Source organism: Buttiauxella agrestis ATCC 33320 (assembly GCF_000735355.1).
In the GTDB taxonomy this organism is placed as follows: Bacteria; Pseudomonadota; Gammaproteobacteria; order Enterobacterales; family Enterobacteriaceae; genus Buttiauxella; species Buttiauxella agrestis.
This window is the reverse complement of sequence record NZ_JMPI01000063.1, coordinates 156,479-171,944: the sequence shown is the minus strand read 5'-3', so window position 1 is coordinate 171,944 and position 15,466 is coordinate 156,479. Positions and strand designations below refer to the sequence as shown.

Here is a 15,466-nt window from a genome sequence, read left to right as displayed (position 1 = left end):
AAAGGATGGCCTTTTTGTTATGGACTTTTGTCAGGAAAATAAGGCCACTATTGTGGCCTTTATCTTTGAATATCAATGAATAACCTGCGACAAGAAAGCTCTGGTGCGCTCTGACTTCGGATGTGCAAAGAACTCATCGGGGGGCGCTTGTTCAACAATTTCCCCTCGATCCATAAAGATAACTCTATCAGCTACCGTTCGTGCAAAGCCCATTTCGTGCGTTACACACAACATCGTCATGCCAGATTCTGCCAGGCCAATCATCGTATCAAGCACTTCTTTAACCATCTCAGGATCGAGTGCAGAAGTGGGTTCATCAAACAGCATGATCTTGGGCTTCATACATAACGAGCGAGCAATCGCCACGCGCTGCTGTTGCCCACCAGAGATTTGTCCTGGGAATTTATGCGCGTGCTCGGCAATTCGCACGCGTTCCAGGTAATGCATTGCGAGTGCTTCGGCCTCTTTCTTGGGCATTTTGCGCACCCAAATCGGGGCAAGCGTGCAGTTTTGCAGTACGGTCAGATGTGGGAAAAGGTTAAAGTGCTGAAATACCATGCCAACCTCAGTCCGCACTTTCTCAATATTGCGCAAATCATCATTCAGCTCGGTTCCATCAACGACAATACGCCCTTGTTGATGCTCTTCCAGGTGGTTTATACAACGAATTGTTGTTGATTTACCTGAACCGGAAGGGCCGCATAGAACAATACGTTCACCTTGTTTGACCTTCAGATTAATATCTTTCAGTACGTGAAATTGCCCGTACCACTTATTAACATTCTCCAGCATGATCATCGCATCAGCGGGTTGCATAGTCATTTGGCTCATTTATTCATCCTCAGTGCGGTGCTCTTCCGGTGTTAAAACGTTTTTCAAGATGCTGGCTGTAGCGCGACATACTGAAGCAGAAAATCCAGTAGATAAGCGCGGCAAAAACATATCCTTCGGTCGACATGCCTAGCCAGGCGGGATCAACCGTGGCTTGTTGCACGCTACTGAAGAGATCAAACAAGCCAATAATGATCACCAGACTGGTGTCTTTGAATAGGGCGATAATGGTATTAACCAGGCCTGGAATGACCATTTTTAGGGCTTGAGGTAAGATAACCAGCCCCTGTGTTTTCCAGTATCCTAGCGCCAGAGATTCCGCCGCTTCATACTGCCCTTTTGGTAGCGCCTGTAAGCCGCCACGTACGACTTCTGCCACATAGGCCGACTGGAACAAAATCACGCCAACCAATGCGCGGATCAATTTATCAATGCTTGTCCCTTCGGATAGAAATAACGGCAGCATGACGGATGACATAAACAATACGGTGATTAGCGGCACACCGCGCCAGAATTCAATAAACACCACCGACAAAATTCTGACGACAGGCATTGTTGAACGGCGGCCTAATGCCAATAAGATCCCCAGCGGCAATGCTCCGGCGATCCCAACGGATGCAATGATTAACGTTAAAGTTAACCCTCCCCACTGACGTGTTTCGACACGATCCAACCCTAAAAACCCACCGTACAATAAACCCCAAACAACTAATGGATAGACGACAGCCCACACCGCGATATAACGCCCCCGGCGCGGCATCGCATTCCAGAACATAGGAATGATGGAAGCCAGGCCAATCAAAAGCGCCAGGTTGATACGCCAGCGTTGATCATGAGGATAAAGTCCGTACATAAATTGCCCAAAACGTGCATGGATAAACACCCAACAAGCACCTTCTTTGGTGCAATCAGCACGGCTATCACCTATCCAGTTCGCCTGGAAAATCGTCCAGTTTAGCAATGGCGGGATCAGCTCCCACATCATCCACAAACAGAAAATAGTCAGTAAGCTATTAGACCAGCTTGAAAAGAGATTCTTGCGTGCCCACTGCACAGCTCCGGACCGAACAGCTTTTGGGCGCGTGTGATGTGACATCAATACTTTTGTCATCGTGGTTCCTTAGCGCTCAATCAGGGCTATTCGCCGATTATAGATATTCATCAAGAGTGATATTGTCAGGCTGATAATCAGATATACCGACATCGTTATGGCAATAGTTTCAATGGCTTGACCCGTCTGATTCAGCACCGTTCCGGCAAATAAAGAAACCATATCCGGATAGCCAATAGCGGCCGCCAGAGAGGAGTTTTTCACGATATTGAGATACTGACTGGTAAGCGGTGGAATGATGACGCGCATTGCCTGAGGAATGATGACCTGGCGCAATGTGACCGGGTTAGGTATGCCTAATGAGCGCGCCGCTTCGTGCTGGCCATAAGGAACTGACTGGATTCCGGCACGAATAATTTCGGCAATAAAAGCGGAGGTATAAACCGACAATGCGAGAGTTAATGCCGCAAGCTCAGGAATAAGCACCATACCTCCGCGGAAGTTGAACCCACGTAAAGCTGGGACATCCCAGTGCAGTGCCGCGCCGAAAACCCATTGAGCAGCAATCGGCAGCAATATCAATAAACACAAAGCAAAGGGCCATGTACGGCGCAATTGCCCAGTTTTTATCTGGTGCATTTTGTTGTAGCGAAACAGGCCCGCAGAAATGATCAATGCAGCCGCAATAGCAGCAATAAAGGCCAGTATTCCTTCACCTATTTGCGGAGAAGGGATGTAAAGCCCACGGTTGCTCAGAAAGAGAAGATCAAAGGCATTAACCGCCTGACGGGGGCCGGGTAAGTTGCGCAGTACTGCAAAATACCAGAAGAAAATCTGCAATAAAGGAGGGATATTGCGGAACGTCTCGATATAAAAAGTAGAAAGTTTGCGTAGAAGCCAGTTATCGGAAAGACGGGCTAAACCGAGGAAGAAGCCGATAAATGAAGCAAACACGATGCATAACGCAGAAACCAAAAGGGTATTCAGCAGGCCGACCACAAACACCCGGCCATAAGTATCACCCTGCTCATAATCAATGAGATGCTGGACAATACCGAAGCCTGCGCTGCGATCCAGGAATGCAAAACCGGAGGTAATGCCACGATTGCTAAGGTTGGTGACGGTGTTGTGTATCAGGTAAATGGCAATGCCAGCGACTATGATGACCGCAATAATCTGATACAGCCACGCACGAACCGCAGGATTTGAAAAGGAGATATCTCCTTTTAGGAGTGGGCGGCGATGGGACATAAGCGAACCTCAATAACATGAACTCAAACCCTGGGCACTACCGCGGCAGTGCCCATTTTGACGTCTCGCTTAGCGAACCGGTGGTGCGTACTGAATGCCACCTTTATTCCACAGATTATTTTGCCCGCGCTTAATCTTTAGTGGGCTATCAGAACCCACGTTATGCTCAAAGATTTCAGCGTAGTTACCCACTTGCTTAACGATGTTATAAGCCCATTTGTTATCGAGCTTGAGGTCTTTACCGAAATCGCCTTCTTTGCCTAACAGATGCGCCATATCGGGTGTTGTCGGGTTAGCGGCCATCTGGTCGACGTTTTTCGAGTCAACGCCCATTTCTTCGGCATTCAGCATAGCGAACAGCGTCCAGCGTACGATGGAGAACCAATCTTCATCACCGCGACGAACTACCGGGCCAAGAGGTTCTTTGGAGATGACTTCAGGAAGAACGAGCCACTCGCCTGGCGTACTCAATTTGATACGGAGGGCGTAAAGCTGAGACTGATCAGAAGCCAGCGTATCGCAACGGCCTGATTCTAGCGCTTTGGCTGATTCATCAGAACGGTCGAAGGTCACTGGGGTGTACTTCATGTTGTTGGCTTTGAAGTAGTCAGCCACGTTCAACTCAGTGTCTGTCCCAGCCTGAATACAAACTGTTGCGCCATCCAGCTCTTTCGCACTCTTCAGACCTGCTTTGTTGTGCGTCAGGAAGCCGATACCATCGTAATAAGTGACGCCAGTAAACATCATGCCCATGCCAGCATCACGAGAGGACGTCCAGGTGGTATTACGCGACAGAATGTCCACTTCGCCAGACTGGAGGGCGGTGAAACGCTCTTTTGCTGTCAGCGGGGTGTATTTAACTTTCGAGGCATCCCCAAATACCGCAGCAGCAACACCGCGACAAACGTCTACATCAATGCCGGTAAACTTCCCGTTGGCATCAGCATAGGAAAAACCTGGCAGGCCATCGCTAATCCCGCATTGCACAAAACCTTTCTTTTTTACCGCTTCAAACGTGGTCCCTGCGTGAGCATGGCCGACGATTGCGAATAATGCACCGGCTGCGACCAGAGTGGAGAGTAGCGTCTTTTTCATAATGCATCCTGTGTGGCGAAATTATCGTTATAAGTATTGGCGCTTGCGTGGCGCCGTTTTCCTGTCTGTGGCATCTGCCAGTCTTGTTAAAGCAAAGGGAGTGCCAAGATTGCGAGTCGCGGTATGCGTGTACCACGCGTCGCAGTTAGCTGAGTGTAGACAGGAAAAATCGCTCGTAGCGCCCTGAAACGGTGCAAAAATGAAACCTACGCCACATTTCAGCACAAAAAAGTTTCAGTTTTAGATCATATGAAAAGAAGTAGTTTCTGACGTTAATATTAGCTTGGGTGCTATTAATGCTGGGGTGTGAGAAGCATCACGGCTCTTGATGCAACAAAACAAAAAAGCACGAAACTGAGTGATTCGTTTCACGCTAAAAGGGCTGCAGGGGCGACCTAAAAAGGAAGGGGGTATCTTTGCTTGCACTTAAAAGATGCAGAGGGATTTTCTCAATAAAAAAGCGCGCCCTGATTGGGCGCGCTTTTTGTAATTCGAACGGAATGCTTATTTAGTTAATGCAACGATACCAAGCGTTAAGCCTGCAATCGCAGCGGCACCACCGGCGATTGCGCCTGCGGTTTCCCAGTTATCCTGAGTCGTCCCTTTCATGCAGGTATTGGTGTGCACCAGGCGACCCTGATCATCATAAACAGGCACGCAAGGTGACTCGGTTGCACAACCTGCCAGAAGTGTTGAAAGCAACGCAGCAGCAATTAGCTTTTTCATTTGGAACCTCATTGAAGCAAACCCCGGTGAGGGATAACTCGCGCTGTGGGCTACGGGAAATCTACAAACCTGAACCGGCGTGAATATGGTGATTTTATCACCGTCATCACCCTTGCGAGAGAAGGGAATAATTGCAATTCATGTGCTGTGTAAACAAAGTGGAGAGAAGGGGGCAAAAGCAAATAAATGTGGAGAGAAAATGAATTTGAGCATTTTCGGATTTTAATCCGGCATAGCAAAGTAAAGTTATCGTGGTTCACACAGTGCTTCTCAAGGCGTGCCTATAATTCAACAGGCAACGCTTCCAGCCATGCTCGTTCTTGCACCAGCAGCAACCACTTTTCAGATTTAAAAGTGACCATTTCCTCAGGAAGCGTTCAGTGTGTCACAACTATTTAAAAGGGTGCTCACCCATAATGGTAACCTTTTAAATCATATGGTTAACTGAGGGAGTCGGTGCATGCACCGACTCGTTTAAAACATGGACAATTTTAAGGACAAGAATATGCCAACTGTCATTGAAAAAGCATTGGACTACATTGGCGGTATGAATACATCCGCATCAACGCCAGATTCTATGGACGAAAGTACAACTAAAGGAATTTTTAAGTATCTGAAAGAGTTGGGCGTACCGGTTAGTGCTGCCGATGTGACGGCTCGCGGTGATCAGGAGGGATGGAATACTGAGTTCACGAAAAAGGTGGCCGGTTGGGCTGAAAAAGTTGAGTCCGAAAATCGTATTGTTATTAAAAACCCTGAATACTTTTCTTCCTATATGCGGGAAGAACTCAGAGCGCTAGTGTGAGTTTCTACACACGCGCATCACCAAAATTAAAAAAGGCGCTTCCCCATGCCGAGTAGCGCCTTTTTAAACAACAACTTAACTGATTAATATCAGTTCATGCCGTATTTTTTCAATTTCTTACGCAGCGTGCCACGGTTGATGCCCATCATCAGGGCAGCGCGGGTTTGGTTGCCACGGGTGTATTGCATCACCATGTCCAACAATGGCTGCTCTACTTCAGCCAATACCAGCTCATACAGATCACTAACATCTTGACCATTCAGTTGAGCAAAATAGTTCTTCAGTGCCTGTTTCACGGAGTCACGCAGAGGTTTTTGGGTAACCTGATCCTGTGAGTTAACGGTTGAAACGGTTAGTACGTCAGAATTTACGCGTTGTTCGAACATAGTTCTGTCAGCTCTTTATTTCTAATTACGCAAGATTTTCGAAGTATGCCTCCAACGCCTCAAGCTGTTCGCTTGCATCCTCAATGGCGTTGAATGTGCGCCGAAACTGGTCATTTGGAGCGTGTTCCTGTAGGTACCAGGAAACGTGTTTGCGAGCAATCCGGTATCCCTTTGCATGACCATAAAAGTCATGAAGTTCGCGAATATGCCCGCAAAGTAAGCGCTTCACCTCTGCCAGAGGCAGGGGAGGAAGCAGCTCTCCAGTGTCCAGATAATACTGGATTTCCCGAAAGATCCAGGGTCTTCCCTGAGCTGCACGTCCTATCATAAGAGCATCAGCCCCTGTGTAGTCGAGCACAGCTCTGGCTTTAAGCGGGTCAGTAATGTCACCATTCGCGATTACCGGAATGGAAACTTTCTGCTTAACTGCCCGAATGCTGTCGTATTCAGCATCTCCCTGAAATAAACAGGCGCGGGTGCGTCCATGAATTGTCAGAGCCTGAATGCCACAGTCTTCAGCCAGTTGGGCAATCTCTTCACAGTTACGGTGCGCCGTATCCCAGCCTGTGCGAATCTTCAACGTCACAGGTACATCAACTGCGTTAATTACCGTCGTCAGGATAGACTTCACCAGACTTGGGTATTGCAGCAGAGCGGAACCCGCGAGCTTGCGATTCACTTTTTTCGCTGGGCATCCCATATTGATATCAATAATCTGGGCGCCATTAGCCACGTTAATGCGTGCGGCCTCTGCCATCTCATCAGGATCACTACCGGCAATTTGCACGGTGCGAATACCTGGTTCATTCACGTGCACCATCCGTAAACGTGATTTGTCGCTCGCCCAAACTTCTGGGTTAGATGACATCATCTCCGAAACAGTAAGCCCCGCCCCCATCTCGTAACACAGCGTCCTGAATGGTCTGTCGGTAATGCCAGCCATCGGTGCTGCAATCAGTCGATTCCTGAGCTGGTGGTGTCCAATGCGCATGAGTTAAGAAATGACCATACTTGCCTGCAAGGCGGCGTATATTACGCATTTTTAGCCTGAGATGAAAGGCCAAACTTTGAACAATCAGCTGTCGTAGATCAATGAATCCGCATATGGAATAACAGACAAAACAAATTAATTATAATTATCAGTAAGTTAATTTGATTTGGTTTATTTATGCTCTTTTTGATTTTTGTGAAACCGGGAGGCAATCTTCACCAATTTTGACCGCTATCACCCTATAAACTGCTGCTTTGTTCACCAATTTATGCATTTTTATGTGAGTGAAATCTCGTTTTTTTGCACGAAAACGCTAACGTCAGGCGGGAGAAAAGTAAATGAAAACGGGGTAAAAAACCCCGTTAATAGACTATCTATTCAACAACTACGCGGCCATGTAAAGGCTGTACAGGGCGGTTATTATCATGATGCATCACTGAGGTGAATTGTTTCAGTTGTTGCTCAGACAGCGTCACAGGGTGTTTCATCACCAGCCAACGGACACCTTCTGAACACGGCGGCGTTGTCAGCGATCCACTGAAACGATAGTGGCTCAAGTCAGAGGGTAACAGTTTGTTGATATCGATTTTCTGGGTGAGTTGGCTAGACTCTTCTGCCTTCGCTGGCATCGCCTGCCAAAGCTTACTCAATTCGCTGTTTGCCGCTCCGGTTTCGAACATGACTGCAACCACAGCGAGTTCCCCGTCGGCATTCTTGTGCACCAGATGCATTTCCATATCGTAATGTTTGCCATGAAGCGTGTTCTCGCTTGGCGCATGGAAATGGAGCTGCTGGAGCTGGAAAGAGACGCCATCAATCATCACGCTATCTTTCGCATTGGCTGTAAAACCTGCCTGCACCGTATGACCGTTGTTAATGATGGTGGCCGGAGAGTCAACGTAGCGGGTTTTAAGCGGGTTAACGTGCGCTTTAAGCGTATTGTCGATATCAATTGGTGATTGATTCATACCCTGCTTGCACATTTGGTTCTCTGGGCTGATTTCGCTCCAGTGCTCTGGCGAACCTTCACCTTCATAACTCCAGTGAGAGGCCATTGCTAAAGCGGGCAGCATTCCCATTGTGAGAACTGCCAGAGTGCGCAAAGTGGTTTTCATTAATTCATTCCCTGATAAATTTTACTAAATAACGTCGTTTAACTGACACATTTGAAACGGCGCATTATAAAACTCGGCTTTCAGAAGGCAGGGGCAAAAATGGCGGGGGCGTTACATTTAGGAATAAGTCAGCAGCAAAAGTGGCCAATTGGCCACTTTTAAGAGGACTTAGCGTTTGAAGCCGGTAATTCGGCACCATTCTTCTTTTTCAGCAACAGGGTCGAGAGTGAATTTATCCTGATACGCTTCGCAGACACTTTCAGCCTGGCTTGCCAGAACTCCAGAAAGCCCAAGGAAACCGCCCTGAACCGGGAGCACGCTGATTAATGGTGCTAACTCACGTAATGGCCCTGCCAGGATGTTAGCGACCACTACGTCGGCGCTCATGGCTTCTGGTTGGTCCTTCGGCAGATACAGTTCCAGACGCTCAGAAACACCGTTGCGTTCCGCATTGTCACGGCTGGCTTGAATCGCTTGTGGATCGATGTCGATACCAATCGCATGCGCTGCACCCAATTTCAGTGCTGCGATGGCAAGAATGCCGGAGCCACAACCGAAATCAATCACGGTTTTGCCTGCTAAATCTAAGCTATCAAGCCACTCAAGGCACAACGACGTTGTTGGGTGCGTGCCTGTACCGAACGCCAGACCTGGGTCGAGCATGACATTTACAGCGTTGGCATCGGGCACATCACGCCAGCTTGGGCAAATCCACAGGCGCTGGCCAAAACGCATTGGGTGGAAGTTATCCATCCATTCACGTTCCCAGTCTTTGTCTTCGATTTGCTCGATTTTATGGTGGAAACCAACGCTCAGCAGTGGGCAGCTTTCGAGAATGGCGACCACTTCGTTCATGTCAGCTTCAGCGTCGTACAAACCGATCACATCGGTATCGCCCCATAAACGGGTTTCGCCAGGTAATGGCTCGAATACTGGTGTGTCATGGGTATCCTGAAAGGTCACGGATACTGCGCCGCTTTCGATCAGTGCATCGCCGAGCTCTTCAGCGGTTGCGCCGGTGGTATTAATTTTCAGTTGAATCCATGGCATAGCGAAACTCTTTATTTATCAGTAGTTGGAACGAGTGCTGGGGCGGGCAGTGGCTGACCGAAACGGTTGCCTACCAGGAACGCCAGCAAACTTAGTAATAAGGATGGCACAATTGGGTGGAAGCCAAATAGCTGGATTTTGAAACTCGCCAGCACGGCATAAAGCCCACCGCCAATAATCATCGCGCTCAGTGCGCCGGCTGCATTAGCACGCTCCCAATAGAGGCCCAAAACCAGCGGCCACAGGAACACAGCTTCGAGCCCACCAAACGCCAGTAAATTCAGCCAGATGATCATCTCTGGCGGACGCCACGCCGCAAGCAACAACAGCACACCGAGGATCAGCGTGATCACCGAAGACATTCTTTTCAGGCGCGTCTCGTTGTGGATTTGCTCCGGGCGCATATTGAGATAAAGATCTTTGACGATCGTAGCGGATGATTGCAGCAATTGGGCATTAATTGTCGACATGATTGCCGCCATCGGTGCCGCGAGGAAAATCCCCGCCGCAAACGGCGGTAGAACTGTGACCATTAACGTTGGGATAACTAAATCCGGTACTTTCAAATCCGGTATCACTGCACGGCCTAACGCACCCGCCAAATGCATACCAAACATCAAAATCGCCACAACAATCGTGCCGAGAATAATGCCGCGGTGTACGGCTTTGCTGTCTTTATAAGAGATGCAACGTACTGCCGTGTGCGGCAAGCCTATCACCCCGAAACAAACCAGTACCCAGAACGATGTCATAAAAGTTGGAGACAGGATGTCATCAGCCCCCTGCGGTGAAACAAGTTTCGGATCGATACGCTGGAGCGTATCAACCGCGTTATGCAAGCCACCTGCCGCGTGAACGATGCCAACCAACAGCAAAATCGTTCCAATCAGCATCACCATGCCTTGCATCGCATCGTTGAGAACGCTGGCGCGGAAGCCACCAAAAGCGGTGTAAAGGGCGATACTGATGCCAAAAATCAGCAATCCCGTTTCGTAAGGAATCCCCGCAGCGGTTTCCAGTAAACGCGCACCGCCGATGAATTGAACGGTCATGGCTCCGACAAAGGCCACCAGCAGGCTAATACTTGCCAGCCATACCAACAGACGGCTTTGGTAGCGAGCGTACAGCATGTCGTTCAGGGTTACGGCATTATAGCGACGCGCAAGAATGGCAAACTTTTTACCCAGAATCCCCAATGATAACCACACCGCCGGGAGCTGAATCATCGCAAGTAGTACCCAACCAAGACCGTACTTATAAGCCGCTCCTGGCCCGCCAATAAAGGAGCTGGCGCTGATATAGGTTGCGGTGAGCGTCATCGCTAATACGAACCCACCCATCGAACGGCTGCCGAGGAAATATTCGTTGAGGAAATTACCCGTAGTGCGGCGTTTCATGGCGTACAGAGAAATGCCAAAAACCACCAGTAAATACGCCACTAGCGGCAAAATGACTTCAAGCTGCATGATCATCCTCCAATGGAATATCACGGAAGATAAACTTCACCATCGCCCAGCACAGCAAAATAAACAGCAGCGGTACCAGCAAGCATGCCATTTCAAACCAGTGCGGGAGACCGGTTGGGCCGATTTCGTTATCAGGTAAGTAAGCAGCCACTAACCATGCTGCAAGGTAGAGAAGGGTGAGCCAAAGCGCCCAGCGGGCTTCTTTATGGGCCTGAACAAAACGCGCGTCCATTATTGTCCCTTGAGTTGGCGGAAAGCGGCGATTGTAACGCATAGCGTCAAATTGAGGATCAAAAAAGAAAAAGGCCGGATAACCGGCCTTTTAACGATGTAACTACTTAAGAAAACTTAGTCCTGAAGACCCAGTTTTTTCTCCAGATAGTGGATGTTCGTCCCACCGTGCTGGAAGTTTTCATCGTTCATGATGCGGGTCTGCAAATCAACGTTGGTTTTAATGCCATCTATGATCAGTTCCGCCAGGGCGTTCTTCATACGCGCAATCGCCACTTCACGAGTTTCACCGTAACAGATGAGCTTCGCGATCATTGAATCGTAGTATGGAGGAACGGTGTAGCCGGAATAGATATGCGATTCCCAACGTACACCAAAACCACCCGGCACGTGGCAACGAGTAATTTTACCAGGGCTTGGCAGGAAGGTATTCGGGTCTTCGGCGTTGATACGGCATTCAACCGCATGGCCACGAACCTGAACATCTTCTTGCTTGATAGACAATGGCTGCCCAGCTGCAATGCGAAGCTGTTCTTTAATCAAGTCAACGCCGGTGATCATTTCTGTTACCGGGTGCTCAACCTGAATACGGGTGTTCATCTCGATAAAGTAGAACTCACCGTTTTCGAACAGGAACTCGAAAGTACCCGCGCCGCGATAGTTGATATCGATACACGCTTTAGAGCAGCGCTCACCGATGAATTTACGCAGCTCAGGCGTGATGCCTGGTGCTGGCGCTTCTTCAACAACTTTCTGGTGACGACGCTGCATAGAGCAGTCACGTTCAGCCAGATAAATCGCGTTACCCTGACCATCAGCGAGAACTTGAATCTCGATGTGGCGTGGGTTTTCGAGGTACTTCTCCATATAGACCATATCGTTGTTGAAAGCAGCTTTTGCTTCCGCACGGGTCATATTAATGGATTGTTCCAGGTCTGCATCGCCACGTACAACGCGCATACCACGACCGCCGCCGCCGCCAGACGCTTTGATAATAACCGGGTAGCCGATGCGTTTCGCATGGGCACGGTTTTTATCCATATCGCCGTCCAGTGGGCCGTCAGATCCTGGTACGCAAGGTACGCCAGCTTTCTTCATTGCATTGATTGCAGAAACTTTATCGCCCATCAGGCGGATAGTATCAGCACGCGGGCCAATGAAGATAAAGCCTGAACGCTCAACTTGTTCAGCAAAGTTGGCGTTTTCAGACAGGAAGCCGTAACCCGGGTGAATCGCCACCGCGCCAGTAATTTCTGCCGCAGAGATGATTGCCGGGATATTCAGATAGCTTTTTACGGACGGAGCAGGACCGATACAAACGGTTTCATCCGCCAGCAAAACGTGTTTTAAATCGCGATCCGCAGTGGAATGCACAGCGACAGTCTTGATGCCCAGCTCTTTGCAGGCACGAAGAATACGCAGGGCAATCTCGCCACGGTTTGCGATGACAATTTTATCCAGCATGTTCGCCTCGTTACTCGATGACGACCAGCGGCTCGTCAAATTCAACCGGTTGACCATTTTCAACCAGGATGGCTTTCACCACACCGGCTTTATCAGCTTCGATCTGGTTCATCATTTTCATCGCTTCAACGATGCAAAGCGTGTCGCCAACGTTAACTTTCTGGCCAACTTCAACAAATGATTTAGCATCCGGGCTTGGGGTGCGGTAGAAAGTACCGACCATTGGGGAACGCACGATGTGACCACTGACTTCAGCAGCCGCTGGCGCTTCCATTACCGGTGTTGCGGCAGGAGCAACAGCGCCAGCCAGAGTTGGCTGCGGCTGGTACATTGGAGCTGCATAAGCCTGTTGCATCATCGGGAAACCAGCGTTTGCCGGTGCGCGACTGATGCGAACAGACTCTTCGCCTTCAGAAATTTCCAGTTCGGAGATGCCTGATTCTTCAACCAGCTCGATCAGTTTTTTAATCTTACGAATATCCATGAGTGGGTTCCGTACTCTTGTTTAGATGGATTTTGACAAGCGTTTTACCGCCGTCTGTAGTGCATATGAATAGCCGTCAGCGCCTAATCCGCAGATGACACCAACCGCTTTATCAGAAAGATACGAATGATGGCGGAACGGCTCGCGTGCATGAACATTACTGAGGTGGATCTCGATAAACGGGATATCCACGGCCAGCAAGGCATCACGCAGCGCAACGCTCGTATGCGTAAACGCGGCCGGATTAATCAGAATAAAATCGACAGTGTCTTTAGCCTGATGAATTCGGTCGATCAACTCATATTCCGCATTAGATTGCAGGTGGCTGAACGAGACATTTAACGTTTTCGCTTCGTCTTCGAGCGAGTTAACAATTTGAGCTAAAGTCAGCGTGCCGTACTTCTCAGGCTCACGTGTACCCAGCATGTTAAGATTCGGACCGTTCAAAAGCAAAATGTGAAAATTAGCCGACATCGTGCTGCCATCTCCTGCAATTTGTAGGTATTTTACAAAATATACCTAAGTTGCTCGGTTGTCACCTTCAGAGCCAGAAAATGGCCTGTCAGAAAAACCAAAGTCGCACATTATAACGATTTCGTAGCAATTGGCAGCTAAATACTGGTCTTATCAGGGAAGATGATCAACTCATATCCTTTTTCATGGACGGGTTGATCACTTTTTTGCACGGATGAGCACATATCTGGAGTTATCGCCGCCACTGTCTGAATTTCTTGTAGCGCAAGGCCAGCAGAATGAATGCGCCCAGAGCATACAGCAGTGGTTGCGGGGAAATAACCTTCACCGACCAAAGATAATGAACAGGTGCGAGGATAGCGACAAGATAGACGAGGTTGTGCAGTTTTTGCCAGCGCGGACCTAACTTTCGTTGCAATGATTGGGTCGACGTTGCCGCCAATGATAACAGCACTAACCAACTGATTATTCCTAAAGTTAAATACGGGCGCGTCACCAGTTCTCTTCCAAGCAGCGACAAATTGCTAATGCCCAACTCCAGCATCGCGTAACTGATTAAATGAAGCGTCGCCCAGGCAAAGCACCATAATCCCAACAGGCGACGGGTGCGAATCAGTAGCGGTTGTTTTCCGTAGCGGGCCAGCGGTGTGACCAGGAGCGTTGCCAGCAACAATTTTAGTGCCATTCTGCCAGTAAAATGTTGGATATCTTTTGCCGGATCGGCGCTTAAAAGCCCCTGGCTTGCCGCATAAAATAGCCACAAGAACGGCAAGAAGGCGGCGAGATGCAGCACCACTTTAAGCCAGGTAATTTGCTTCGCCGTGAGTCTCACGTTAGAAGTTCTCCTTCAGATTTAAGCCGCGATACAACGAAGCGACCTGATCGGCATAGCCATTAAACAGCAGCGTCGGCTGACGTTTCACATCGAGCACACCACCAGAACCAATGAATCTTTCGCTTGCTTGCGACCAGCGCGGGTGCTCTACGTTCGGGTTAACGTTGGCATAAAATCCGTATTCGTTGGGAGCGGCCATATTCCAGGTCGTGGGCGGTAATTCGCTGACTAATTTAATGCTGACAATCGACTTAATCCCTTTGAAACCATATTTCCACGGCACGGTGAGTCGAATTGGAGCCCCGTTTTGTGGCGGGAGGGCTTTGCCATAAACACCGACCGTGAGCAACGTTAAAGGATTCATGGCTTCATCGAGACGCAGACCCTCCACGTAGGGATATTTTAACCCGCCGCCAATAAAGCGGTCTTTTTGCCCCGGCATTTGTTCCGGATCATAAAGGGTTTCAAAGGCGACATATTTCGCCTTGCTGGTGGGTTCAACCATCGCCAGCAACTTGCTCAATGGGAAACCAATCCACGGCACCACCATCGACCAGGCTTCAACACAACGCATGCGATAGATTCGCTGCTCCAGCGGGAATTTCTTATACAGATCGTCCAGATCGAGAGTTTGGGGTTTTGCCACTTCGCCGCTGATAGTGATTTTCCACGGATCGGTTTTGAGGCTACCGGCGTTGGCTGCGGGGTCGGCTTTATCTAACCCGAACTCATAAAAGTTATTGTATCCGGTGACTTTGTCTTCTGGTGTCATGGCAAGTTTTGATTGCCACTGCTCGGGTTGGCTAAATTGCAGCGGTTTGCCCGACGGTGCCGGTGGCCTGTCATTGCCTTTAAACCAGGAAAGAATATCGGCATGTGTCGTTTGAGGAATGGAGAGAGCGGCGGCACTGATCCCCAGCGCTTTCAGTACCTGACGGCGTTTCATCATAAAAACGGATTCGGCTGTGACATCTGCTTCGGTAAAGCGCGTGACCTTCTTCATCTTAAACTCCTGCGTTGCTTAATACGTTAAGCATGACGGAGAACGAACAACCCTGCGAATATGTCACAAAAAATTGAAAATTAGACGCTCTCAGGCAACGCTGGAATCACGTTCATGGGAAAAAAATGGCTGAAGGCTATACTTGAAATCTGGTGTGTAAAGAATGCCGGGTGAAACAAAGGGTGAAAATCTGTTCACTGCGTTTGCC

17 protein-coding genes are annotated in these 15,466 nt (G+C 49.0%); 1 reads left to right on the top strand and 16 read right to left on the bottom strand.

What is annotated here, in order from left to right:
• Nucleotides 1-72 precede the first annotated feature (72 nt).
• From GBAG_RS18380 to GBAG_RS18360, 5 genes are all read right to left on the bottom strand, one after another.
• On the bottom strand, nt 73-831 hold the full coding sequence (locus GBAG_RS18380) for an amino acid ABC transporter ATP-binding protein (RefSeq protein WP_034498941.1): 759 nt from the start codon (nt 829-831) through the stop codon (nt 73-75).
• Between the two features lie 10 nt (nt 832-841).
• On the bottom strand, nt 842-1,942 hold the full coding sequence (locus GBAG_RS18375) for an amino acid ABC transporter permease (protein ID WP_034498937.1): 1,101 nt from the start codon (nt 1,940-1,942) through the stop codon (nt 842-844).
• Nucleotides 1,943-1,951: 9 nt separating this feature from the next.
• Entirely contained in the window at nt 1,952-3,133 is a 1,182-nt protein-coding gene (locus GBAG_RS18370) for an amino acid ABC transporter permease (RefSeq protein ID WP_034498935.1), read from the bottom strand.
• 69 nt (nt 3,134-3,202) lie between these two features.
• Entirely contained in the window at nt 3,203-4,228 is a 1,026-nt protein-coding gene (locus tag GBAG_RS18365) for an amino acid ABC transporter substrate-binding protein (RefSeq protein WP_034498933.1), read from the bottom strand.
• 504 nt (nt 4,229-4,732) lie between these two features.
• A complete protein-coding gene (locus GBAG_RS18360; RefSeq protein ID WP_034498932.1) occupies nt 4,733-4,954 on the bottom strand; it encodes a hypothetical protein in 222 nt (73 codons plus the stop codon).
• Nucleotides 4,955-5,435: 481 nt separating this feature from the next.
• Between GBAG_RS18360 and GBAG_RS18355 the strand changes: the two genes are divergently transcribed.
• Nucleotides 5,436-5,759: a DUF1889 family protein gene (locus tag GBAG_RS18355; RefSeq protein WP_072011214.1), complete on the top strand. Its 324-nt coding sequence runs from the start codon at nt 5,436-5,438 to the stop codon at nt 5,757-5,759.
• Nucleotides 5,760-5,848: 89 nt separating this feature from the next.
• Here the strand turns inward: GBAG_RS18355 and fis are convergent, their stop codons facing one another.
• The 11 genes from fis to msrP all read right to left on the bottom strand — a co-directional run bounded on the left by fis (nt 5,849) and on the right by msrP (nt 15,258).
• Complete coding sequence (gene fis / locus GBAG_RS18350) at nt 5,849-6,145, bottom strand: DNA-binding transcriptional regulator Fis (RefSeq protein ID WP_003855228.1); 297 nt, start codon at nt 6,143-6,145, stop codon at nt 5,849-5,851.
• A gap of 25 nt (nt 6,146-6,170) precedes the next feature.
• Nucleotides 6,171-7,136 carry a tRNA dihydrouridine synthase DusB gene (gene dusB, locus GBAG_RS18345; RefSeq protein WP_034498926.1) on the bottom strand — a complete coding sequence of 322 codons (966 nt, stop codon included), beginning with the start codon at nt 7,134-7,136 and terminating at the stop codon, nt 6,171-6,173.
• A 374-nt stretch (nt 7,137-7,510) separates the two neighbouring features.
• A complete protein-coding gene (locus GBAG_RS18340; RefSeq protein WP_034498924.1) occupies nt 7,511-8,251 on the bottom strand; it encodes a carbonic anhydrase in 741 nt (246 codons plus the stop codon).
• Between the two features lie 168 nt (nt 8,252-8,419).
• Nucleotides 8,420-9,301, bottom strand: a complete 882-nt coding sequence (gene prmA, locus GBAG_RS18335) for a 50S ribosomal protein L11 methyltransferase (RefSeq protein ID WP_034498923.1) — start codon at nt 9,299-9,301, stop codon at nt 8,420-8,422.
• Between the two features lie 11 nt (nt 9,302-9,312).
• Nucleotides 9,313-10,767, bottom strand: a complete 1,455-nt coding sequence (panF, locus tag GBAG_RS18330) for a sodium/pantothenate symporter (RefSeq protein ID WP_034498922.1) — start codon at nt 10,765-10,767, stop codon at nt 9,313-9,315.
• Nucleotides 10,757-10,999 carry a YhdT family protein gene (locus GBAG_RS18325; RefSeq protein ID WP_034498920.1) on the bottom strand — a complete coding sequence of 81 codons (243 nt, stop codon included), beginning with the start codon at nt 10,997-10,999 and terminating at the stop codon, nt 10,757-10,759. The genes panF and GBAG_RS18325 overlap by 11 nt, the downstream gene beginning before the upstream one ends.
• 116 nt (nt 11,000-11,115) lie before the next feature.
• Nucleotides 11,116-12,462 carry an acetyl-CoA carboxylase biotin carboxylase subunit gene (gene accC / locus GBAG_RS18320; RefSeq protein ID WP_034498918.1) on the bottom strand — a complete coding sequence of 449 codons (1,347 nt, stop codon included), beginning with the start codon at nt 12,460-12,462 and terminating at the stop codon, nt 11,116-11,118.
• A gap of 10 nt (nt 12,463-12,472) precedes the next feature.
• On the bottom strand, nt 12,473-12,946 hold the full coding sequence (gene accB, locus GBAG_RS18315) for an acetyl-CoA carboxylase biotin carboxyl carrier protein (RefSeq protein ID WP_034498916.1): 474 nt from the start codon (nt 12,944-12,946) through the stop codon (nt 12,473-12,475).
• A gap of 21 nt (nt 12,947-12,967) precedes the next feature.
• A complete protein-coding gene (gene aroQ, locus GBAG_RS18310; RefSeq protein WP_034498914.1) occupies nt 12,968-13,420 on the bottom strand; it encodes a type II 3-dehydroquinate dehydratase in 453 nt (150 codons plus the stop codon).
• Nucleotides 13,421-13,652: 232 nt separating this feature from the next.
• Nucleotides 13,653-14,252, bottom strand: a complete 600-nt coding sequence (gene msrQ / locus GBAG_RS18305; protein WP_034498912.1) for a protein-methionine-sulfoxide reductase heme-binding subunit MsrQ — start codon at nt 14,250-14,252, stop codon at nt 13,653-13,655.
• A gap of 1 nt (nt 14,253) precedes the next feature.
• A complete protein-coding gene (msrP, locus tag GBAG_RS18300) occupies nt 14,254-15,258 on the bottom strand; it encodes a protein-methionine-sulfoxide reductase catalytic subunit MsrP (protein ID WP_034498910.1) in 1,005 nt (334 codons plus the stop codon).
• Nucleotides 15,259-15,466 lie beyond the last annotated feature (208 nt).